This is a genomic window from Anaerocolumna xylanovorans DSM 12503, from assembly GCF_900143645.1.
In the GTDB taxonomy this organism is placed as follows: Bacteria; Bacillota; Clostridia; order Lachnospirales; family Lachnospiraceae; genus Anaerocolumna; species Anaerocolumna xylanovorans.
The window spans coordinates 33,801-58,177 of the sequence record NZ_FRFD01000016.1 but is presented as its reverse complement, the minus strand read 5'-3'; the positions used below and the strand labels follow the sequence as shown (position 1 = coordinate 58,177).

Annotated in this window: 17 protein-coding genes; 15 read left to right on the top strand and 2 right to left on the bottom strand. The window is 47.5% G+C overall.

The genetic code is table 11. The annotated features are described in order from the left end of the window. The first annotated feature begins 9 nt into the window (after positions 1-9). The 4 genes from BUF11_RS21990 to nspC all read left to right on the top strand — a co-directional run bounded on the left by BUF11_RS21990 (position 10) and on the right by nspC (position 4,924). Entirely contained in the window at positions 10-1,467 is a 1,458-nt protein-coding gene (locus tag BUF11_RS21990; RefSeq protein WP_084558820.1) for an aminotransferase class I/II-fold pyridoxal phosphate-dependent enzyme, read from the top strand. Between the two features lie 132 nt (positions 1,468-1,599). Next, positions 1,600-2,451: a polyamine aminopropyltransferase gene (gene speE / locus BUF11_RS21985; protein WP_073591037.1), complete on the top strand. Its 852-nt coding sequence runs from the start codon at positions 1,600-1,602 to the stop codon at positions 2,449-2,451. A gap of 77 nt (positions 2,452-2,528) precedes the next feature. After that, positions 2,529-3,761 (top strand): saccharopine dehydrogenase family protein, encoded by a 1,233-nt coding sequence (locus BUF11_RS21980; protein WP_073591036.1) that lies wholly within the window; start codon positions 2,529-2,531, stop codon positions 3,759-3,761. A gap of 14 nt (positions 3,762-3,775) precedes the next feature. Beyond that, complete coding sequence (gene nspC, locus BUF11_RS21975; RefSeq protein WP_073591035.1) at positions 3,776-4,924, top strand: carboxynorspermidine decarboxylase; 1,149 nt, start codon at positions 3,776-3,778, stop codon at positions 4,922-4,924. 60 nt (positions 4,925-4,984) lie between these two features. Here nspC and BUF11_RS21970 read toward each other — a convergent pair whose 3' ends face one another. Beyond that, on the bottom strand, positions 4,985-5,635 hold the full coding sequence (locus BUF11_RS21970; RefSeq protein ID WP_073591034.1) for a hypothetical protein: 651 nt from the start codon (positions 5,633-5,635) through the stop codon (positions 4,985-4,987). Positions 5,636-5,848: 213 nt separating this feature from the next. On the opposite strand from BUF11_RS21970, the gene sigK reads away from it, so the two are divergent. The 5 genes from sigK to BUF11_RS21945 all read left to right on the top strand — a co-directional run bounded on the left by sigK (position 5,849) and on the right by BUF11_RS21945 (position 10,596). After that, positions 5,849-6,433 (top strand): RNA polymerase sporulation sigma factor SigK, encoded by a 585-nt coding sequence (gene sigK / locus BUF11_RS21965; protein ID WP_073591033.1) that lies wholly within the window; start codon positions 5,849-5,851, stop codon positions 6,431-6,433. Positions 6,434-6,771: 338 nt separating this feature from the next. Beyond that, on the top strand, positions 6,772-7,830 hold the full coding sequence (locus tag BUF11_RS21960; RefSeq protein ID WP_073591032.1) for a sulfate ABC transporter substrate-binding protein: 1,059 nt from the start codon (positions 6,772-6,774) through the stop codon (positions 7,828-7,830). 64 nt (positions 7,831-7,894) lie between these two features. Then, the gene (gene cysT / locus BUF11_RS21955) at positions 7,895-8,716 is read left to right on the top strand and encodes a sulfate ABC transporter permease subunit CysT (protein ID WP_073591096.1); all 822 of its coding nucleotides are present in this window, start codon (positions 7,895-7,897) and stop codon (positions 8,714-8,716) included. 5 nt (positions 8,717-8,721) lie between these two features. After that, positions 8,722-9,531, top strand: a complete 810-nt coding sequence (cysW, locus tag BUF11_RS21950) for a sulfate ABC transporter permease subunit CysW (protein WP_073591031.1) — start codon at positions 8,722-8,724, stop codon at positions 9,529-9,531. Positions 9,532-9,537: 6 nt separating this feature from the next. Further along, positions 9,538-10,596 carry a sulfate/molybdate ABC transporter ATP-binding protein gene (locus tag BUF11_RS21945; protein ID WP_073591030.1) on the top strand — a complete coding sequence of 353 codons (1,059 nt, stop codon included), beginning with the start codon at positions 9,538-9,540 and terminating at the stop codon, positions 10,594-10,596. Positions 10,597-10,652: 56 nt separating this feature from the next. On the opposite strand, the gene BUF11_RS21940 is transcribed toward BUF11_RS21945, so the two are convergent. Next, entirely contained in the window at positions 10,653-11,690 is a 1,038-nt protein-coding gene (locus BUF11_RS21940) for a LacI family DNA-binding transcriptional regulator (RefSeq protein WP_073591029.1), read from the bottom strand. 232 nt (positions 11,691-11,922) lie between these two features. Here BUF11_RS21940 and BUF11_RS21935 point away from each other — a divergent pair, with 232 nt between their 5' ends. The 6 genes from BUF11_RS21935 (at position 11,923) to BUF11_RS21910 (ending at position 24,248) form a co-directional block, all read left to right on the top strand. Then, a complete protein-coding gene (locus tag BUF11_RS21935) occupies positions 11,923-13,590 on the top strand; it encodes an adenylyl-sulfate reductase subunit alpha (protein WP_073591095.1) in 1,668 nt (555 codons plus the stop codon). Continuing rightward, a complete protein-coding gene (locus BUF11_RS21930) occupies positions 13,580-13,894 on the top strand; it encodes a 4Fe-4S dicluster domain-containing protein (RefSeq protein ID WP_073591028.1) in 315 nt (104 codons plus the stop codon). The genes BUF11_RS21935 and BUF11_RS21930 overlap by 11 nt, the downstream gene beginning before the upstream one ends. Positions 13,895-13,905: 11 nt before the next feature. Further along, positions 13,906-14,802: a sulfate adenylyltransferase subunit CysD gene (gene cysD, locus BUF11_RS21925; protein ID WP_073591027.1), complete on the top strand. Its 897-nt coding sequence runs from the start codon at positions 13,906-13,908 to the stop codon at positions 14,800-14,802. Continuing rightward, positions 14,802-16,427: a sulfate adenylyltransferase subunit 1 gene (locus BUF11_RS21920; RefSeq protein ID WP_073591026.1), complete on the top strand. Its 1,626-nt coding sequence runs from the start codon at positions 14,802-14,804 to the stop codon at positions 16,425-16,427. Before cysD ends, BUF11_RS21920 begins: the two co-directional genes overlap by 1 nt. Before the next feature lie 50 nt (positions 16,428-16,477). Then, entirely contained in the window at positions 16,478-17,338 is an 861-nt protein-coding gene (locus BUF11_RS21915; RefSeq protein ID WP_073591025.1) for a 4Fe-4S binding protein, read from the top strand. Between the two features lie 391 nt (positions 17,339-17,729). After that, positions 17,730-24,248, top strand: coding sequence for a GLUG motif-containing protein (locus BUF11_RS21910; protein WP_073591024.1), 6,519 nt, complete (start codon positions 17,730-17,732; stop codon positions 24,246-24,248). Positions 24,249-24,377: the final 129 nt, after the last annotated feature.

The following is a 24,377-nucleotide window of genomic DNA, read 5'->3' as shown; positions in this document are numbered from 1 at the left end:
GCGGGAAAAATGAATTTACTCCTTCAGCAAAAGGCCCCTATTTTTGAGGCTTTGAAAAGGCATAAAGGGAACAGGGTAGTACCCTTTGATGTTCCCGGACATAAAGGCGGAAGAGGTAACAAAGAGCTCACCGAATTCTTAGGTGAGAATTGTATGAAGGTGGATGTAAATTCCATGAAGCCTTTGGACAACCTTTGCCATCCTACTTCAGTAATCCGCGAAGCAGAGCAGATTGCAGCCGATGCTTTTGGGGCAGAGGCCGCCTTTTTTATTGTAAACGGAACTACGGCAGCCGTGCAGGGGATGATTATGTCCGTCTGTAAGACAGGGGATAAGGTCATTATGCCAAGGAATGTCCACCGCAGTGCCATCAACGCACTGGTAGTCTGCGGAGCTGTACCCGTATATGTTAATCCCGGAGTTAATAAAGAACTTGGGATACCTCTTGGCATGTCCCTTGAGGAAGTAAAGAAGGCAATCCTTGAGAACCCGGAGGCTAAGGCCATTCTTGTGAATAATCCCACCTACTATGGTATATGCTCTGACCTTAGGGGAATTGTATCCTTTGCCCATGAGCATAATGTAAAGGTACTGGTGGACGAAGCTCACGGAACCCATTTTTACTTTGGAGAAAATATGCCGGTATCTGCCATGGCAGCCGGTGCGGATATGGCGGCAGTCAGCATGCATAAGACTGGCGGCTCCTTAACACAAAGCTCTTTTTTACTGTGCGGGGAAGGAATAAATCCCCAGCATGTGAGGCAGGTACTCAATCTGACACAGACCACCAGCGGCTCCTATCTTTTGCTGGTGTCCCTTGATGTTGCCAGAAAGAATCTAAGCCTTAACGGAAAAGAGATATTTGCAAAGACAGTGGAATATGCGGAATATGCCAGACAGGAAATCAATAAGCTGGGTGGATATTACGCCTTTGGAAATGAACTGATTGATTACGACTGCATCTTTGATTTTGACCCTACCAAGCTTTCTGTCCATACCAGAAATGTGGGGCTGGCCGGAATTGAGGTATATGACCTTTTAAGGGATGAATATGGCATCCAGATTGAATTCGGCGATATCAGCAATTTCCTTGCGATTATTTCCGCCGGAGACCGTGCCATGGAAATTGAACGTTTAATTGCCTCCCTTTCAGAGATTAAGAGGCTCTACGGTAAGAATGACAAGTCCGGTATGTTTGACCATGAATACATCAACCCGGAGGTTGTTATTGCTCCCCAACAGGCTTTCTACAGTGATAAGAAGTCTTTACTCATAAAGAAGTCCGTAGGACAGATATGCGGAGAATTTGTTATGTGCTATCCCCCGGGAATTCCTATTCTGGCACCGGGTGAGAGGATTACAGAGGATATCGTTAATTATATACTATATGCCAAGGAGAAGGGCTGCCTTTTAACTGGTACCGAAGATATGGCAGTTAATAATATCAATATTGTGGAGAGGGTTTGAAAAATGTGATACATTTTTCAAATTTCTATTTAAGCAGTATCGCAAGTAAACTTGCGATATGCGCGGGATTAGTTTGAAAAATAAAAGACATTTTTTAAACTAATCCCATGCATATTCACGAAAGGAGTTAGAATGGAGCTGTGGTATACGGAAAACCATACGGAGGAAGCACGTTTCTCCATTAAGATTGATAAACAGCTTGTAAGTCTTCAGAGCGACTTCCAGAGAATTGATATTTTTGAATCAGGAGAATTCGGAAGAATCCTTACTCTTGACGGTTACCTCATGGTGACGGAAAAGGATGAATTTATTTATCATGATATGATAACCCATGTGCCCATGGCAGTAAACCCTTCTATCCGCAAGGTACTGGTAATCGGTGCCGGTGACGGAGGAACTGTCAGAGAACTTTTACGTTATCCGGCTATAGAGCATATTGATATGGTGGAGATAGACGAAGAGGTAGTAAGGGTATGCAAGGAATTTCTGCCCCGTACGGCCTGTGGACTTACTGATCCCAAGGTCCATCTGTATTTTGAAGACGGGCTGCGCTATGTCAGAGGAAAAGAAGGGGAATATGACCTGATTATAGTTGATTCCACAGATCCTTTTGGCCCGGGTGAAGGTTTATTTACAAAGGAATTCTACGGTAACTGCTATAGGGCGTTAAAGGAAGACGGAATACTGGTGAACCAGCATGAGAGTATGTATTATTCCTCTTATGCTGCTTCTATGAGAAGAGCCCATAAGCGTATCCAGGATACCTTTCCCATTGCAAAGGTTTACCAGGCCCATATACCGACTTATCCTTCAGGACACTGGCTGTTCGGCTTTGCCTCCAAAAAATATGATCCCATTAAGGATTTAAAGGCAGAGGATTGGAATAAGCTGGGGCTTAAAACCAGATATTATAATACAGAGCTGCATTTAGGCTCCTTTGCCATTCCCAATTATGTAAAAGAGCAGCTGGAAGAAGAAGTATAATTTCTATGGCTTCATTTTGAGATTGGATAGTAGAAAATAAATATAAAGTAAACAAAAAACACAAAGGAGGTCTTACTATGTCAAAAGCATTAATTATAGGTGCCGGAGGAGTAGCCGGAGTAGTAATTCACAAGTGCTGCCAGAATCCAGAGGTATTCACAGAAATTCTGATAGCAAGCAGAACGGTTTCCAAATGTGATGCCTACAAGGAAAAGATAGAGAAAGAACAGGGAAGCAATCCCCTTTATGGAAAGGATGTCCTTACCAAAATCAGCACTGCCAGAGTGGATGCTGATAATACCGAAGAATTAATAGAATTAATCAACGGCTTTAAACCGGATATTGTAATAAATGTTGCACTGCCTTATCAGGACCTTACTATTATGGATGCCTGCCTTGCAACGGGAACTGATTATCTGGATACTGCCAACTACGAACCTCTTGATACCGCTAAGTTTGAGTATAAGTGGCAGTGGGCATACAGGGAGAAGTTTGAGAAGGCCGGAATTACGGCAGTTCTTGGCAGCGGCTTTGATCCCGGTGTAACAGGGGTTTTTTCAGCCTATGCCATGAAGCATGAATTTGATGAAATCCATCAGATTGATATCCTGGATGCCAACGCAGGAGATCACGGATATCCCTTTGCAACCAACTTTAATCCGGAAATTAATATCCGTGAAGTAACGGCAAACGGAAGCTTTTTTGAAAACGGTAAATTTATTGAGACAGAGCCCATATCCATTAAGAGAGTATATGATTTCCCGGAAATCGGAGAGAAGGATATGTATCTGTTACATCATGAGGAAATGGAATCCCTTGCCCTTAACATTAAGGGAATTAAGAAAATACGTTTCTTTATGACCTTCTCTGAAAGATACCTTACACACTTAAGAGTGCTTGAGAACGTGGGTATGACCTCCATCGAACCCATTGAATTTGAAGGAAAGCAGATTGTACCGCTGCAGTTTTTAAAAGCCGTTCTTCCTGACCCTGCTTCCTTAGGACCCAGAACCAAAGGAAAAACCAACATAGGCTGTATCTTCCAGGGGATAAAGGATGGCAAGGAAAAGAGCTATTATCTGTACAATGTCTGCGACCATGAGGAATGTTACAGGGAAGTAGGCTCACAGGCAATTTCCTATACTACCGGCGTGCCTGCTATGATTGGTGCCATGATGGTATTAAAGGGACTCTGGAAGAAGCCAGGTGTATATAATGTTGAAGAATTTGATCCTGATCCATTTATGGAAGAATTAAACCGCTGCGGACTGCCCTGGAAAGAATCCTTTGCACCGAAGCTAGTAGACTAGTGGAGGAGAAGCCAATGAAGGGTGTATTAAACTTTGATCCGGAGAGCTTAAAGACACCGGTTTACATCATGGATGAGTCTCTTCTAAAGAAAAACCTTGAAACCTTAAAGTATGTTATAGATAAAACAGGCTGTAAGATATTACTTGCCCAGAAGGCTTTTTCCATGTTCTCTGTGTATCCTCTTATTGGGAAATACTTACAGGGCACCACTGCCAGCTCCCTTTATGAAGCAAGGCTTGGCAGGGAGGAGATGGAGGGAGAAGTGCACATTTTCTCTCCTGCCTATAAAGAAGAGGAGATGGAGGAAATCCTGTCTCTGTGTGACCATGTTGTCTTTAACTCCTTTTCCCAATGGGGAAAGTACAAGGATATGCTAAGAAAAAGCAGCAGGCATATTTCCTGTGGTATCCGCATTAATCCGGAATATTCAGAGATTGAAACAGATATGTACAATCCCTGTTTTACCGGCTCCCGTATGGGAGTGACCTTAAGCCAGTTTAGGACATCCGAATTAGAGGGTATTGACGGCCTGCATTTTCACACCATGTGTGAGCAAAACTCCGATGTTTTATGGCGTACCCTTAAGGTAGTTGATGAGAAATTCGGACAGTATATTGCCGGTATGAAATGGGTGAACTTCGGCGGAGGACACCATATCACCCGAAATGATTATGACCTTGATACTTTGATTGAATGTATACTTTTCATCAAGGACAAATATAAGGTACAAGTATATTTGGAACCCGGGGAAGCAGTGGCACTTAACACAGGCTTTCTGGTGGCAAGAGTACTGGATACCCTTCATAATGGAATGGATTTGGCAATCCTTGATACCTCTGCCGCCTGCCATATGCCGGATGTTCTGGAGATGCCTTACAGACCGGAGGTGATCGGTGCGGGTAAACCGGGAGAGTATGCCTATACATACCGCCTGGGAGGACCTACATGTCTTTCCGGTGATATTATTGGGGACTATTCCTTCAAGGAGCCTTTAAAGCCAGGAGACACCTTAGTATTCTGTGATATGGGGCACTATACCATGGTAAAGAACAATACCTTTAACGGTATGGGACTCCCCTCCATAGCTCTTTGGAGTCAGGAAAAAGGAACACAGGTAATCAAAGAATTCGGTTATGAAGACTTTAAAATGAGATTGTCATAATAATTCAGCCTGTCGCAAGGCAGGCTGATACTTTACCCATATTACCATCAAAAGAAAATATCAGTCATGAAAAAGATATTCAATAAAGGAAACAACTCTATCTTTTTTCTTCTGCTCCGAAGCCTTTGCAGTCAGTTTCGGAAGAAACACAACTCCGTCGCTGTAGTTACTTTTATGGCTTTTAAAAGCTTCTGTGCCGGAGATATCAAGGCCGTATATTTTACCGTCATTTCCATCTGAATCCTTAAAGTCAGCATATACATAATATGGCTTAAGCTTTAGAAGGAGGCCGGCTGGAAGGACTTCATCAAGAGAGTAGGCATAATCTTCATGTACCGCCCAGAGCAGGGAATTATAATCCGATATGGCGACATCTGCTTTACCGGTGCTCGTAAGTGACATGAATTTTGCAGTGGAGCTTTCATCCGGCCAGTTAATATCATATTCTTTCAGATAAGAAAAGGGGTAGCCATTATCTATGTTTATTTTATAATCAGGCTTGTGAAGATAAGCAGGAAAGTCTGTGCCTATGTAATCTGCAAGAGAGGTGTTGTTTACATCGTTTAGCAGGATGCAATAGAGATTGTATTTATGTAAATTGGAGGAAATAGTTTTATAAGCTGTTACGGTAACAAAGGCAAGGCATATGATAACAAGGGCAGTAACACGGTAGTAATCCCAAAAATATTGAAGCTTTTGCTTGACGGACATAGGACCTCTTTCTTTGTCTTGGGGACAATTTATTGTAAAAGCTTTTATTCTATTATATTAATTTACAAGTTTTCAGTCAAGAAGGATAAGTTTAGGACAATAGAAAAATGAAAGAATTCAAAATTACCGGAAATCTTTTATTTAGGAAAGGCACTTAATAGCTGCACCGGGCATAAATTAATAATAAACCCCTATTGTTGAGGTGCTTTTACAGTGAAATCTTTTCCAAAGCCGTTAAGCGCCAAGGAAGAAACGGATATCCTTTGCCGTTGTATGGAAGGCAGTAAAGAAGCAAGGGATATTCTAATTGAACGTAATCTCCGCCTGGTAGCACACATTGTTAAAAAGTACAATACAGCGGATAGAGAAATAGATGACTTAATATCCATTGGCACGATTGGATTGATAAAAGCAATCGACACCTTTGATCCAAACAAAGGGATACGGCTTGCGACCTATGCCTCAAGATGTATAGATAATGAACTGCTTATGATGTTAAGGAGCGGTAAGAGACAGGCAAAAGAAGTTTACCTGTATGAGCCTATTGGTTCTGACAAAGAGGGGCATGAGATTAATCTATTGGATATCATAGAAAGTTCAGAAACTGATATCATAGACGATATTGAACTGCAGGGAAATGTAAAGAAACTCTATGAGCTGGTCAATAAAGTTCTTAATAAGAGAGAAAAGCAGATAATAGAAATGCGGTATGGCCTTAATGCTCAGGAAGAAGTAACACAGAGGGAGATAGCCAATAAGATTGGGATATCAAGGTCCTATGTATCGGAGCGTGGTTAATGTAAATGATTTTGTGTTGTAGTTGTATCCGTCAAGTCCTAAGAAGAATGGACAGGGCGGATTTTTTTGTCCTTTCTGGCAGTAATGTGCTACGCAAACGATTGCTTAATTTCTCGTTGCAACCTTAAAATTATTAGGGTAATATAATAACATACTAAACTTATAGATTTTATATGAATTGAAAATGGAGTGATTCTTATGTTGAACCGAGGCATACTTATTCCGGTGTATTTTCGATGTTGCACCCTTTAGCCTTTACAGATGAAAGGTAAAGAGACAGTTATCCGAACCATGTTTGAAACGAAACATAATAAAATTATGAAACGAGGTATGTTTTTATGAAACGCACATCTATTTTATCAAGAAAAGCACTGGCACTGGCAATCACCTTAGGTTTAATTACAGGCGCTTTTACCGGCTGCGCCAGCAAAGATTCCTCTTTGGCCGCTAACAAGGATTCTGCCAAATCAGTGGCCATCACCAATGTTTCCTACGATCCTACACGCGAACTTTACGAACAGTACAACAAGCTTTTCCAGACATACTGGGAGAAGGAAAAGGGGCAAAAGGTAGAGATTACCCAGTCTCATGGAGGTTCCGGCAAGCAGGCCCGTTCAGTGCTGGAGGGTAACGAGGCGGATGTGGTGACACTGGCGCTGGAGGGCGATGTGGACGAATTACGTAAGGCCGGTCTGATTGAGGACGGCTGGGTAAATGAGTTTCCAAAGAACAGTGCTCCCTATACCTCTACGATTGTCTTTTTAGTACGCAAGGGCAATCCCAAAAATCTGAAGGATTGGGACGATATTGTGAAATCCGGTGTGGAAGTCATCACTCCCGATCCTAAGAGTTCCGGCGGTGCGCGGTGGAATTTCCTTGCAGCCTGGGCTTTTGCCAATAAAAAGTTCGGCGGGGATGAAGCAAAGGATAAGGATTTCTTGAAAGCTTTATATGCCAACGTGTCTGTGCTGGATTCCGGTGCGAGAGGTGCTACTACCACTTTTGTGGAAAATGGGCAGGGGGATGTACTGCTGGCCTGGGAGAATGAAGCCTTCCTATCCTTAAAAGAGCACCCGGATGATTTCGAGGTTGTCACACCATCCTTAAGCATTCTCGCACAACCGTCAGTAGCAGTGGTAGATACGAATGTTAAAAAGCATGGTACGGAAGAAGTCTCCAAGGCATATCTTGAATATCTTTATTCGGATGAGGCACAGCGGCTGGAAGGTCAGAACTTCTACCGTCCCTCTAACCCCGATATTTTGAAGGAATTCAGCAGCACTTTTAATTTGGACATTGAGCTGGTCAATATTGACGATGATTTCGGAGGATGGGCAAAAGCAACCGAGAAGTTCTTTGCAGACGGGGCCATCTTCGATGAGATTTATAAGAAATAATACTCGTTACATAATTACCGATTAGGGGGATTAATACGTGTTTCATCTGAAAAAAAATTCTGGCATGAGAAAGAACAACGTAATACCGGGCTTTGGGCTCTCTATGGGAATCACCATCACCATGCTTAGCCTGATTGTGCTGTTACCTCTGTTTTCGGTTCTTCTGACTCTTTCAGGTACCACTTTTAACGATTTTTGGCGGGTCGTTACCGACGAGCAGACGGTGGCTACATATAAAGTGAGCCTTTCCTGTGCGGCCATTGCCACTACGGTGAACGTAGTTTTTGGAATTCTCCTCGCCTGGATACTGACCCGCTATCAATTTCCTTTCCGGAGGATCTTGGATGGTTTGATAGAGCTGCCCTTCGCCTTGCCCACCGCGGTTGCCGGTATCTCGCTGACCACCTTGTACTCCGGTAAGGGGTGGATAGGAGGATGGTTTGATAAAATCGGTATCAAAATTTCCTACACTACCGTTGGTATCGTGATTGCCATGATTTTTATCGGTATCCCCTTTGTGGTGCGGTCCATCCAGCCGGTGCTGGAAAAGCTGGATCCACAGTATGAGGAAGCGGCACTGGCCTTGGGGGCCAGCCGTTCCCGTATCTTTTTTAAAGTAGTGTTTCCGGAAATCCTGCCCGCTGCGCTTACCGGGTTTGGACTGGCATTTGCCCGCTGTATCGGTGAATACGGCAGCGTGGTGTTTATTGCGGGGAACATCCCTTATAAGACGCAGATTACGCCGCTGATTATTATGAATAAACTGGAGCAGTTCAACTACGCCGCCGCCACCTCTATTGCGCTGGTAATGGTTATTTTTGCTTTCATTCTGCTGTTTGGAATCAATTTGCTTCAGGCCAGAATCAATAAAATCGCAAGGGGGTAAAAGAATTGAAAGAGAAAATTGTCAAAGTGATACTCATCCTGCTTGGCGGGGCATTTTTGATTATCATGCTTGTTTTACCTCTTGCCACAGTGCTGGTCTATGCCTTACGGCAGGGCTTCGAAACCTTTTCGAAAGCCATAACCGATGAGTATGCGGTAAAAGCGCTGCACTTGACCCTGCTGGCAACTGGGATTACGGTCATTGTCAATACCATATTTGGAGTTTTCGCCGCCTGGACCATCGCTAAGTTTCGTTTTCGGGGTAAACAGGCACTTACCACATTGATTGACATTCCTTTTTCCATTTCACCTATCATTGCCGGGTTGGTATTTATTCTTGTGTTCGGACGAATCGGGTGGGCTTACCCGCTTTTGGAAGCCTGGGATATTAAAATTGTGTTTGCGGTGCCAGGTATTGTACTGGCTACAATTTTTGTTACATTCCCCTTTGTTTCCCGTGAGCTGATTCCTTTGATGCAGGCACAGGGAAGTGACGAGGAAGAAGCTGCTGCCCTGATGGGGGCAGGAGGCTTTCGCATCTTTTTCAAAGTCACCCTTCCCCACATCAAATGGGGACTGTTATATGGAGTGATTCTCTGCACTGCCCGCAGCTTGGGCGAATTCGGCGCAGTGTCGGTAGTATCCGGACATTTGCGGGGAAAAACCAACACCCTTCCGCTTCATGTGGAAATCCTGTTCAACGAATTCAAGCTGACAGCTGCTTTTTCCGTTTCCTCCATTTTGGTGTTGATTGCAGTAATAATACTAATTTTGCGTAACATCGTGGAATACCGCGTCAAGAGAGAAGAGAGGTAAAAGGATATGTATGTAGAACTCCAAAATATCAACAAAAGATTCGGAAGCTTTCAGGCAGCAGATAATGTCAGCTTTTCTATTGAAAAAGGAAAACTGATTGGGTTACTTGGCCCTTCAGGAAGCGGTAAAACCACTATATTACGCATGATTGCCGGGTTAGAAACGCCGGATGGCGGTGACATCATTATTGACGGACAGCGGGTGAATTCCCTGCCTGCCAGCAGCCGGGGAATTGGTTTTGTATTTCAGAATTATGCCCTTTTTCGCTACATGACGGTGTTTGATAATATTGCCTTTGGGCTTGAGGTGCAAAAGAAAGACAAAGCCTACATCAAACAGCGGGTAAACGAATTGATTAAGCTGATCGGCTTGGAGGGGCTGGAAAAGCGCCGCCCCCATCAGCTTTCCGGCGGGCAAAAGCAGCGGGTGGCCTTTGCCCGTGCCCTGGCGCCAAATCCTCATCTGCTGCTGCTTGACGAACCCTTTGCTGCCATTGATGCCAAGATTCGCAAAGAGCTGCGTACCTGGTTAAGAGAGACCATTAACAAGGTGGGTATCACCAGCATCTTTGTTACCCATGATCAGGAGGAAGCAGTGGAGGTAGCAGATGAAATCATCATCACCAACAGCGGCCGTATTGAGCAGATCGGAACTCCCATAGACATTTATAAGAATCCTGCCACTCCCTTTGCTGCCAAATTCATTGGTGAATCTATTGTAATTGAAAATTATGGTCAACTGCATGGCTTTGAAACCAGTGAAGGCTATTTAAAAGCCATAATTCGGCCTGAATTCGTGCGTGTTACCAAGAAGGAGCAGGAGATTTATCCCCATGCCTCAGAACGGGGGACAGTGGAAGCCATTTTCTTTCGCGGCAACATGCTGGAACTACGGCTTACCGTGGGCGGCTTGAAATTTATCTCCTATCGTTCCCTGGAAGATGATGTGATTACCGTGGGCGAAGAGGTCAGTATTTTGATTTACCGGTTGTATCTCTATAACGACTATCAGGTTCGTTTAGTGGAAAATATGGCATTTAAGGCCAATGATGCTTTTACAATTTAATGGGAACATAGAAAAAACAGGTTCATTTGCTCCAAGCGGAACAATGAACCTGTTTCTTATATGTATGCTCCTGCATTTAAGTTTGTAACACTCTCCCTAATCGCCAGTTTGTTTGGCAGGAAGATTTTCATGGGCAGTTTGTGCCGCTTCTGGATTCTGGCGATAAGGGTTTGTACTGCAATATTTCCCATTTCAACGATTGGCATTCCTACGGTGGTCAGCATAGGCGAAACATATCCGGATAGTTCGATATTGTCCATGCTGATGACGGAAAGCTGTTCCGGTACCTTGATTTTTGACTCCGTAAAGCGGCGCAGAGCAGCGATTGCGGTAATGTCGGTTGCACAGAAAACGGCGGTTGGAAGGGGACTTGCTGTGCTAAGCAGATAATCAGCCCCCTGATATCCGCCGGCTCCGTTTTGGGGGCAATTGCTGACAAGGTTTGCGGAGTAATCCAGCCCATGCTCACGAAGCGTATCAAGGTACGCCTGGTACCGCACCTCGCTTGAAATCTCACCGATATAGCCGATCCGCCGGTGGCCGCAGGCGATTAGATGTTTTATCGCGATTTGTGTTGCCTCATATCCATTGCAGATAACCTGATCGCAGTCGGCGGAAATGATATTACGGCCCACATAGATAAGATTTTTATATTGCTTTTCCAAAAAGTCCATATAATTTCTGCTAACCCGCCCAAGAATAATGGCACCATCCGCGTTGAAAGATTCCGCCTTTTCCGGTATGGAGTTTGGCTTCATGTCAAAAACCGAATAGGAAAGCCGCACGGGATAACCTTGTTCCATTGCCTGCTGCTCGATGACTCTTGCAAGTTGTGCGAAAAAGGGATCGTCCTCTAATGTCTTAGTTCTGCCCAAAATACAGGCTAATGCACCATCGGGTGTTTCCTGCTCCTTCATTTTTCCGCGCTTTAGTTCTCTGGCACTTAGATTGGGAGTATAGCCTGTTTCTTTGATAATGGACCAAACCCGGTCGCGTACTTCCTTGCGGGCAAAACTGTCATCCGGGGAGTTGATAATCCGTGATACAGTAGAAACAGATACTCCGGCTTGTGCCGCTACTTCTTTTAATGTCACACCGGATCCTCCTCGTAGAAAATTATATAAAATATATATGTTTAATATGATATGATATTACCGCAAAAATTTCAAGTGAAAAATTGTAAAACGTTTGCGTTGTTTTGAGCTTTAATTTTGGGAGTTTTCTTGTGTAACGTTTGCGCAATCAGTTCTGGATTTTTTCGGATTTCCTATATACAATAATTGATATCATATTAAATCAATATACAAAGTAGGTGATTGTGTGAAACTGCAAATCAAAGCACTCAGCACGGATTTTCTGATTATTGGCGGAGGTACGGCGGGATGTTACGCAGCCTTGACCTTTGCCGAGGTATCCGGCAGGGAGGTGCTGATCGCAGAAAAAGCAAATATTAAACGCAGCGGCTGCCTTGCCGCCGGAGTCAATGCCATTAACGCCTATATAGTTCCCGGAAAGACTCCTAAGGACTATGTGGATTATGCCAGAAAGGATGCGGAGGGAATCGTTCGGGATGATTTGCTGCGGACCATGGCAGAGGGACTGAACCGCACGGTTGCCAAACTGGAGCGTTTGGGACTGACCATTCTGAAAGATGAACAGGGGCAGTATGTTACCCGGGGCAGCCGCAATATAAAAATCAACGGAGAGAATATCAAGCCGATCTTAGCCGGTGCCGTGGCCGATCAGCCGCAAATTACCGTGCTGAACAGGATAAATGTGTTCGAATATATCGTCAAAGACGGCCGAATTCAGGGTGCTTATGCCATTGGCGTGGATGAACCTGTTTTGTATGTGATTTCAGCCAAGGCTATACTCTGCGCTACCGGTGGTGCGGCAGGATTATATAAACCCAATCACCCCGGATTTTCCCGCCATAAGATGTGGTATCCTCCCTTTAACACAGGTGCAGGGTATGCCATGGGTATTCGTGCAGGAGCGGAAATGACCACTTTTGAAATGCGTTTTATTGCTCTAAGGTGCAAGGATACTATTGCCCCAACAGGTACGCTGGCCCAGGGAGTAGGTGCAAAGCAAATCAATGGGCTGGGCGAGGTGTATGAGCAGAAATATGGCATTACCACCTCCCAGCGGGTGCATGGCACAGTGATGGAAAACTTGGAGGGGCGCGGTCCCTGCTATCTGCGGACGGTCGGCATTACCAAAGAGCAGGATGAGGATTTACAAAAAGCCTATCTTAATATGGCTCCCAGCCAAACCCTTAAGTGGTTGGAAAGGGGGCAGACACCGCGGGTGCAAAATGTGGAAATTGAGGGCACCGAGCCATATATTGTCGGCGGACACACCGCCAGCGGCTATTGGGTGGATGTGAACCGGGAAACCACAATCAGGGGTCTGTTTGCGGCAGGAGATGTTGCCGGCGGCTGCCCGCAGAAATATGTAACAGGCGCCTTTGCGGAAGGTGAAATCGCAGCCAAAGCGGCGGTCAGATATATGAATGATAAAACAGTTATGCTGAATATGAGCGAGGCCGAAGAAAAGAAGCGCTGGCTGGAGGGCTTTTTAGATTCTTCTGAGGTCCAGCACAGCACAGATGAACTGGAAGAAACCATGCAGGCTGTCATGGATAAGGATGCAGGCGGAATCGGCTCCCATTACCGCTTTTCAGAGGAATCCCTTAGCATTGCCGATGATAAGATCCGTAAGCTGGAGCGGCAATCCGACTTTCTGTTTGCTTCCGGGATGCAGGAACTAGTCTACATATTGGAACTGCGGGAACGTCTTACGCTCTGCCGATCGGTTATTGCCCATCTGGCCGCCCGTAAGGAAACCCGTTGGCACAGCTTCGCTGAGCATATTGATTACCAGGAGAGCAGTGCCGAATGGGAGCTATATGTAAATTCCCGGCTGGAAAACGGAAAACTGAATATGATTTTCCGGCCGCTGGTGCAGGAGGGAGAAAAGTATGAGCATTGAGATTTCCCAAGATGTTTGTATCGGCTGCGGTCAGTGTGCCAAAAGCTGTCCGGGTACACTAATACAGCTGGATGATAAAGGGAAAGCCTGTATTTCCCGTATAGAGCGCTGTTGGGGCTGCGCCTCCTGCGTAAAAGAATGTCCGGTGCAGGCAATTGCCATGTTCCTTGGTGAGGATATGGGAGGCCTGGGCGGAAAACTAACTGTCGGTCGGGAAAACACCCTGCTTCATTGGATAATCACAAAGCCGGACGGAGATACCCAAATACTTACGGTAGACAGCCGTGATCCAAATAAATATTAGGAGTGAATCATATGTCGCTGACACATTTAGATAAACTGGAGGCTGAGGCCATCTACATTTTCCGGGAGGTAGCCGCCGAGTGCGAGCGTCCGGTCATGTTATATTCCATCGGTAAGGATTCATCAGTCATGCTCCATCTGGCCATGAAAGCTTTTTATCCCGAAAAACCGCCGTTTCCTTTTCTGCATATCGACACAAGCTGGAAGTTTCACGAGATGATTGAGTTCCGGGACAGACGGGCAAAAGAACTGGGCATTAATATGCTGGTCCACCGCAATGAAGATGCTATCGCTTCGGGGATTAACCCCTTTGATAATGGTGCGGCCTATACCGATATCATGAAGACACAGGCACTCAAAGACGCGCTGACCAAATATCAATTTACGGCGGCCTTTGGCGGCGGACGGCGTGATGAAGAGAAATCCCGTGCCAAAGAGAGGATTTTTTCTTTCCGCAATGAACATCACGCATGGGATCCCAAAAATCAACGGCCTGAAATGTGGAAACTTTATAACACCCGAATCAACAAAGGTGAGAGTATGCGGGTATTTCCTATTTCCAACTGGACGGAAAAAGATATTTGGCAATATATCCGCCGTGAAAATATAGACATAGTGCCGCTGTATTTTGCTGCCGAACGCCCTGTGGTATACCGGGACGGCAATATTATTATGGTGGATGATGACCGGATGCGCCTGCAGCCAGGAGAGATACCGGAGATGAAAAAGGTCCGTTTCCGCACCCTGGGCTGCTATCCTCTCACCGGTGGAGTAGAATCGGAGGCTGACACACTGGATGAGGTGATTAACGAGACACTGGCTGCTGTGACCTCGGAGCGCACCAGCCGGGTAATTGACAATGAAGCGGCAGGAAGTATGGAACGACGCAAACGGGAGGGATATTTTTAATGAGCAATGCAGAAAACGGACTATTAAAATTTATCACCTGCGGCAGCGTGGATGACGGAAAATCCACCTTGATTGGCCATATTTTATACGATTCCAAGCTTCTGTATGCCGACCAGGAGCAGGCATTGATTCTGGACAGTCAAGTGGGCAGCCGGGGTGGGGCAATAGACTATTCCCTGTTGTTAGACGGCCTGATGGCTGAGCGTGAGCAGGGAATCACAATTGATGTGGCTTACCGCTACTTTACCACAGACCGGCGCAGTTTTATTGTAGCAGATACCCCCGGTCATGAAGAATATACCAGGAACATGGCAGTTGGGGCATCCTTTGCCGATCTGGCGGTGATTTTAGTGGACGCCTCTTTGGGCGTGCTGGTGCAAACCCGCCGCCATGCCCGGATTTGCGCCCTGATGGGTATCCGCTATTTTGTATTTGCAGTAAATAAAATGGACTTAATTGGATATGATCAAAAACGTTTTGCCAAGATTTCCGGAGACATCGGGATGCTAAAGGCAGAACTGGGACTGCAAGACGCTGTTATAATCCCTGTTTCAGCCACCGAGGGCGATAATGTCACTTGGTATTCCGATAAAATGCCATGGTATCAAGGGGATACTCTTTTAGCGCATCTGGAAACGGTGGATGTTTCGGGGAATGTACCTGAAACCGGCTTCTATATGCCGGTACAGAGAGTTTGCCGCCCCGACCACAGTTTTCGCGGCTTTCAGGGACAGATTGAGGCTGGAAAAGTTGCTGTCTGCGATATGGTGACCGCCCTGCCCAGCGGTGAAATTGCACTGGTCAAGTCGATTCACATTGGGGACAAAGAAGCAGAGAGTGCGGTATTGGGGCAGCCTGCAACCATTCAGCTGGACCGCGAAGTGGATGTTTCCCGCGGTTGTGTACTGACCCGGAACACTGAACTAAAAATCGCGAAAGCTTTTTCGGCAACGCTGCTTTGGATGGATGATCAAAGGCTGGTTCCGGGAAAGGAATACTGGATCAAGCTGGGGACAAAGCTTCTCCCCGCCATTGTTACGGGTATTAGTCACAAGGTGGATGTAAACGATGGAACGCTCCTTCCTGCCGATTCAATTGTAAAAAATGAAATAGTCCGATGCGAGATCGTGCTTTCTGAACCGGCGATACTGGATGAATTCCGTCTGCATAAGACTCTGGGCGAGTTGATTTTAATTGACCGGGTAAGCCACGCCACGGCAGCTTGCGGTGTCATTGAGACCACTGATGAGCAAAAGCAGGACAGTGTTTTCTTAAGCGATGGTTCCGGTAAGCTGCAAATCAATCTGTTTGACCAATTTTACTATCATCCGGATATCCATACTATTTTACGGCACAGTCCTTCACCGGCCGCATATGCAAAGGGTGATACACTGCCTCTGCGTGGTGAAGGTTTTAACTATCCTTTTGATTTTGATTTGGTGTCTGATTCAGATTTTGCCAACATTCGTGATGGCATATTTATCGGATTTGGCCCGCGTGAATCCCGATATCCCCTGCTGGACGCAAGCGGCATCGAAGTGGATGCACCCCGGGATTTTGGAAAATACCATAAGGTGATGATTTGGGAGAAGAAGCGTGAGGCAGAGGCTATGGAAGATTTATAAAAGGGTTTGGCTTAAGCAATTATTACAGCATAAGAAAGAGGTGATTTTATATGGCTGTTGATTATAAAGCGCTGAAAGATGGGGGATTTATGCGTCAGGTACAGAAGAACCGTTTTTCCCTGCGGTTAAAAGTGGTAGGCGGAAACTTAAACGCCGAACAGCTTTTAACAATTTCCGAAATAAGTAAAAAGTATGGTGACGGGTATGTGCATCTTACTTCCAGACAGGGAGTGGAGATTCCCTTCATCAGGCTGGAAGATGTGGAAGCAGTCAAGGCGGAACTGGAATCGGGAGGCGTAAACACCAGCGTGTGCGGGCCCCGGGTGCGCACGGTCACGGCCTGTCAGGGCAGCAAAATCTGTCCTTCGGGCTGCATTGACACCTATGCCCTGGCAGCAGAGATTTCTGACCGGTATTTTGGGCGGGAACTGCCTCATAAGTTCAAATTTGGGATTACCGGCTGTATGAACAACTGCCTTAAAGCCGAGGAGAATGATCTTGGTGTCAAAGGCGGCTATACGGTTGAATGGATCCCAGATGCCTGCACACTCTGCGGCGTGTGCACCAAAGCCTGCAGAGAGGGAGCCATCACTCAAACAGACAATGAGATTCTGCTTGACAAAGGCAAATGCAACAACTGCGGACGGTGTGCCAAGTCCTGTCCCTTTCATGCGTGGAAGAGTGAACCGGGCTATCTTCTTTCTTTCGGCGGTACTTTCGGTAATCTGATTGCCAGAGGAGAGCAGGTTCTGCCCATTATCCACGACAAGGAAACTCTTTTCCGGGTGGCTGATGCGGCTTTGGTGTTTTTCGATAAATATGCTAAACCCAGTGAGCGCTTCCGTGTAGCCATCGACAGGGTGGGTTGGGATACATTCAAGTCAGAAATAAAGGCGGCGTATCGCGGCTGAATATATTACTGATGGTAAGGAAAGTAAAAATATAACAGGTTTGCACTTATTCCCCCAATATTTTATCCATGGCAGAAAGGATGAAATATTAGGGGATACTTATATATAGCGGCTTTATTACTGGGTTCTTATTGAAGAGAGTACTAATTAGGACCTTATAGCATTGGAATATTTTAATTCTGTGTAAAATCACCAATATCCCCCCTATTAACTATTGATTTTTCTGTAATTCGACAGTATTCTATAATAGTGTGTATTTTCCAATATTATAAATATGCACTTTATAGAACTTATTGTCAATGAACTGTGCTGCACCGGTTGGCAAATCCTGGAATATAGATTTGCTGTTGGTCTGCCATAGCAATTGACTTGAATTAAGGAGAAGACGTATATGAATCAACACAAACCATACCAGCGATTTTTCGCAATAGTGCTGTCTGCTGTCATGGTGCTGGGACTCATGCCCACTTCGGCAGCAGCGGAGGACATCCTTCCCGGTACAAGTGCTAAGATTATCTCATTTGGGGGACTGGAGGAGGCAAAGAGAACGGTACCTCTTGGTACGGACTTAGAGGATTTGAATTTACCGAAAAAACTGACGGCTATGGTGCACCTTGTGACGGATACTGATAATTATGAAAAGGAAGAACCAATAGGAGAACCAGGTGAACCGGAACAGCAGGGGGATAAGGAAGAACTGCTCTTAGAGGATGGGCAGCCAGATTCTGTGCCTGATGAAAATAAGCTTCAGGAAGAACCCGCTGTCGGGGCGGTGGAAATAACCGTGCCTGTGACATGGGCTGATTCACCGAATTATGACGGTGAAAAAGCAGGAATTTACATATTCACCGCCGAAATCGCGGGATTTACGGTCGATGCCGAGCCGCCATCCATCATCGTGACGGTGGGTGAAATGAAAGGGAACATTACCTCCTTTGATGAACTGGCCGACAACATTCGCTGGCAGAACACCACCGAGCCGATTTTTCCCGCAACGCTTGCCGGTACAGTGGAGGGCGAAGCCGCTCAAATCCCCATAACATGGGAGGCCGACCACGACTATGACATGGAATCTCCTGTCAAGGGGCTGTATGTGTTTACTGCGCAGCCGGGAGAAGGGTATGCCCTTGGGGACGGCGTAAAAGCACCGCACATCACGGTGTATATCCCGGTGACGGCAGCCCATATGACCCTGTTTAGCATGGCAGTCGGCGGAACAGGTGATGACTCGCTTGAAATTACCACTGCGGACCAGCTTGCCGAAATTGCCGTACTGGTTAATCTCGGACGGCTGAAAAGCTTTTTGTTTAACGATGAAAGCGGCAAAGTAACACTGATACTTCAGAATGATATTGACCTTTCGGCCTACGGCAGGAACTGGAACGACGGTAAGGGCTGGACGCCCATAGGATATAATTATGACAGGCCTTTCCGGGAAATCTTTGACGGCGGCGGATATAAAATTACCGGACTGTATATCGAAACGACAGCCGGTAACCATTACGGCGGCACCGGACTGTTTGGCTATGTGGATGGTGGTACAGTGCAAAACCTTGGTATTGCGGATGTGAATATTACCGGAGGCGGTTATACCGGAGGTGTGGCGGGCTCAATTGATGCCGGCAGTACGGTGCAAAACTGCTACGTCACCGGTATTGTCAGCGGTGAAGGCTATGCCGGAGGTATGGCAGGCGCTGCTTACGGCAGCAGTACGGTGCAAAACTGCTATACCACCAGTACTGTCAACGGTGAAAGCTATGCCGGCGGTATAGCGGGTGCGGCCTATGGAAACAGTACGGTGCAAAATTGCTATGCCACCGGTATTGTTGGCGGATCAGGTTATGCCGGCGGTGTGGCGGGCTGTGTTGACGGGGGCACAGTGAAAAACTGCGCCGGACTGAACCACAGCGTAACGGCAGCATCCGACACAACCATTGGGCGTGTAATAGGGTTTCAAGGCAGCGGCACATTTTCCGGTAATGCAGCATTTGGCGGCATGACGGTGTCGGTAAGCGGTGTAGCGCAGACCACCGCCAGCAGCACAACCGGCAAGGATGGCTTGGACAAGAACCCGGTAGAAATCAAAGCGGAAAATTTTTGGACGGCCTCGTCCGGATTTACCGGGGATTGGGACACCTCTGTCTGGACAATTGCAGCAGACAGTCTGCCCGGTCTTTTTGGCATACCGGTGGAAATGCCCGTCCATATTGTGGACGGCGGCAATCTCAATTTCCGGGGGGAGGGCACCCAGGAAAACCCTTATCAGATTTCGACTGCCGCCCAACTGGCGAAGCTGGCGGAACTGGTGAACGATCTGGCGGCCAATCCGACTTATGGCGGTGCGGGAATATATTATAACCTTACCGCGGATATTGATTTGTCCGGTTATAACGCTGCCAATACTGCATTTAACGGCGGCAGGGGCTGGGTGCCCATTGGATATGGTGATTTTAATACCTTCGAGGGGAATTTTAACGGCAACGGCCATAAAATTACCGGTCTGTATATCAAGACGACAGCCGGGGACCACTACGACAGCACGGGCCTGTTTGGCTCCCTGTACGGCGGCAGCGTGCAAAACCTTGGTGTGGTGGGTGCAGATATCACCGGTTTTGACAATGTCGGCGGTGTGGCGGGATATATATATAATAACAGCAGGGTGCAAAATTGCTATGTTACCGGCTCGGTTACCGGCAATGACGATGTCGGCGGCGTGGCAGGTGTTGTTAAATCTAACAGCAGAGTGCAAAACTGCTATGCTGTCGGTTCGGTTACCGGCCGGCAATGTGTGGGCGGTATGGCAGGATATGTATATGGAGCGGGCATTGTGGAAAACTGTTATACCACAGCTGCAGTAGACGCTGCCCGCTGTATCGGCGGCGTGGCGGGCGCCGTTGACGGACCTGGCGCGAAGGTGCAAAACTGCTATAGCACCGGAGCGGTCAGCGGTACAAGTGACGAAATCGGCGGTGTGGCAGGCTATGTATATAACGGTGGTGCAGTGGAAAGCTGCTATGCCGCGGGGGCGGTTACCGGAGGCATTAGAGTCGGCGGCGTGGTGGGCGTTGTTAATCCTGCCGGTACGGTAAAAAACTGCGCTGCTCTCAATCCCAGCGTCAGCGGTGACGGCAGTGTCGGACGAATAGCGGGTGTTGTTACGGCAAATGGCATTTCCTCCGATAATATGGCCTTTGGCGGCATAACGGTTATGGTGGATAATGTTCCCAGGGCCGTTATTGATGATGCAAATGGCATGGATGGTGAATCCAAGGATGCCGATGTTCTGAAAACACCGGCGGGCTTTCCCGAAGCTTTGGAAACCAGCCCGTGGAGTTACACGGAAGGCAAGCGGCCCATCCTCATGGACAGCACCGGGAACACTGTCCTGCCTGGACAGGACGAGACGCTGCCTTATCATATCAGTGGGCAATGTTTTGCGGGCGGCGGCACAAGCGGCAGCCCCTATGAAATCACCACCGACGCGCAGCTTGCAAAGCTGGCGGAGCTGGTGAACACAGGGACGGCCCCTTATGCGGAAGCAGGAAAATATTATAAGCTCACTGCCAATATCGACCTGTCTGCTTACCAGAGCGGCGAAGGATGGATACCCATTGGGGCTGACTTCACCAATGCTTTCAAGGGGATTTTTGAAGGTGACGGCAAGGTTATCACCGGGTTATATATAAAAGGAACAGGAACCTGTACTGGACTGTTTGGCTGTGTAAAGGGCGGTACAGTGCAAAATCTTGGTATTGTAGGGGCGAGTATTGCCGGCGCGGTCAGCGGCACAGGCAACGATATCGGCGGTGTGGCAGGCATTGTTGACGGCAATGGCATGGTGCAGAACTGTTATGCCACCGGTACTGTCAGCGGTGCAAGCTATGTTGGCGGCGTGGCGGGAAGTGCCACCGGCAGCAGCACAGTGCAAAACTGCTATGCCTCAGGTGCCGTCAGCGGCACAGGCAACTATGTCGGTGGTGTGGCGGGAAGTGTTGATGGCAGCAGTACAGTACAAAACTGCTACGCTACGGATACTGTCAGCGGTGCAAGTTATGTCGGCGGCGTGGCGGGAAGTGCTGACGGCGGCAGCACGGTGAAAAACAGCGTAGGGCTGAATCCCAGCGTCAGTGGTGTCAGCAACGTTGGACGTGTAGTGGGGAATAACAACGGCAGCACCCTTTTAAATAACTATGCTTTCTCCGGTATGAGCGGCGGCAGTGCCAAAACCCTAACAGGTCTTGACGGCGAAGATTTAACTATCGCACAGGCAAACACCGCAGCTTTCTGGACAGACGCAAGCAATTGGGATCTCTCAAGCTGGGATGCCGCATCCATATGGACGATTACAGACAATAAGCTTCCTCTCCTCCAAAAAGTGGAAGGCACCCAGTCCGGCGGCGGGCTGTACCTGACCGAGCGGGATATTTCCAAAGCTACTGCGACGGTAAATGGCTCCTACACCTACACCGGCAGCGAGATTATACCGCAGCTGTTTGTCACCTTTGACGGTGAAACACTGGCGGAGGGTGTGGATTATACCATGTCCTGCAGCAGCAACATCAATGCCGGAACTGCTTTAGTAACGCTCACCGGCCGGGGCAACTTCAAGGGCATAAAGAACGTAAACTTTACGATTGGCAAAAAAATGCCTGCAAAGGACAATTTGGAATTTGACCTGACCCCTGTGGTCTATAACGGCTCGGAGCGGATGGTTTCGATCATCAAGAAGGACGGTGTGACCGGACTTGGCAATATCACAGTCAAATATTCAGGTGGCATAAGCGCGCCTGTAAATGCAGGAGAATATGCTGTAACCGTTGACATTGCGGAGGGAATAAACTACAAGGCGGTCAGCGGACTTTCGCTGGGTACTTATACCATTGAGAAAAAGCAAGTCATTGTAAGGGCCGACGACAAGGTCGTAAAGGCGGGTGAGCCGCTTCCCGCTGCTACTGTGAGCTATACCGGCTTTATTGGGACGGATAGCAAGGACAATGCACTTGCTGACGAAGCCATAGCGGAGTATGATGCCGCGTCTACCTCGGCGGCGGGTACATCCCCGGTTAAAATCGCAGCAAATGCCGTTTTGAATGATACAGTTGGCGCGAATTACACGCTTGTTTATCAAAACGGTACGCTGACGGTGACGGGGGAAGAGATCTTTACTATCGGGGCCAAGGCGGAGGCCAACGGTTCCATTTCGCCGTCCGGTGCAGTACAGGTTGCCAAGGGCGAAAGCCAGACTTTCACTATTACACCAGACAGTGGCTACCAGATTTCTTCCGTAACGGTGGACGGCGTGGATAAGGGCATAACCAGCAGCTATACCTTCAGCGCTGTGAGCGCAAACCACACCATCAGCGCCGTATTTATCAGCAGCAGGGATGATGGCTCCAATGACGGCGATTCCTCCGCTATTATAGCCCTTGCAAAGAAACTCGACCAGCCTACGATTGCCAGTGTGAGCGCCAAAGCAAGAATATCAGGAGGGCGCACAGTCATGGTGATTACCGACGACATGGTACAGACAGCCATTGAGAAAGCACAGTTAGAGGCCAAAATAAAGGGAACCGTCACAAACGGTATCGGAGTGGAGATTTCCGTGACGGCCCCCGGTGCGGCAGGATTCACTCTTGTTACAGAGCGCGCCGCACTGAATCGGCTGGTAAAGGAAGCCAGAATGTTTGAAGTTTCCGGTCTTCCGGTTACCGTTAAATTCGACCTGACGGCTTTAAAGAAAATCCAGGGGCAGAGCGACAGTGATATCACCATCTCTGCCAGTCCGGTAACAGCAGGCGGACTGCGCAGCGCTTTTGACATCAAAATCACTTCCACCAGAAAAGGGAAACCGGTGGGCATCACCTCTTTGGGGAATGGCTCGGTAATTATTGGTATCGCTGCCACTCCCGGAAAAGGTGAATACAGCGGCTGCTTCTATGGTGCAGCCATGGGGAAAGATAGAAAGATCAGCCGTATTGCAAACTCGGTCTATGATGGAAATAGCGGTTGTGTGATTTTCACCACCAATCAAATCCAGGTTTATGGAGTAGGCTATAAGGCGCTTAGCGCAAAGTTCACGGACATTTCCACCCATTGGGCAAAAGAGTCCATTGATTACGTGGCAGGCAGGGGACTGATTAGCGGAACCTCGGATACGACGTTCTCTCCCGATGCAGCCATGACCCGCGGAATGCTGGTAACAGCTCTTGGCAGACTGGCCGGTGGGGATGTGAGCGGCTATAAGACTAGCAGCTTTACTGATGTGGCTGCAGATAAATATTACTCTCCTTATATTGAATGGGCATATAGAAAAGGCATTGTGCAGGATGGCGGCAATAGCCGGTTTGCACCTGATGGTGCCGTCACTCGTGAGGAAGTCGCGGTGATTATGGCAAACTTCGCCGGGGTTACCGGATGCACCCTGCCCGTGGCCCGGGAAGCGTCTGCCTATGCAGACGATTTAAACATCGGCAATTCCTGCAAAACGGCGGTCAAAGCCATGCAGCAGGCAGGCATTATGACGGGAGGCAGAGGAAACAAGTTCAATCCGAAATCCAGCGCTACCCGTGGGGAGGTTTCAGCCATGCTGCACCGCTACGTCAAGCTGGCGATTACCCCGGACACTGCTAAGGGATGGGCATTGAACGATGCCGGGCAGTACCTCTGCTACAAGGACGGCAAGGCCCTCACCGGCTGGCAGACGGTTAATGGCGTGAAGTATTGCTTTGAAAGCGACGGCACACTCCAAACCGGCTGGGTGAAGGATGGTGAGAACTGGCGCTTCTACTACGGCAACAAAGTGCTTATCAGCTGGTGGAACATCGGTGTGAAGGAAAACAACAAGCTTCTGCTTGCCCTGCTGAACGAGGGCGCTGGGGCGGGAACAAAATCCTACAGGAAGATACCGTAGAAAAGATGAAACTTTACTTTTTCATTTCGGACATGCAGAAATACTTTTGGCACTGCATATCTATTAAACATAGCCATAAGGAGGTGTTTGAAGTGAACAAACGTAAAGTTTCGGTGGATTACTGCTTTT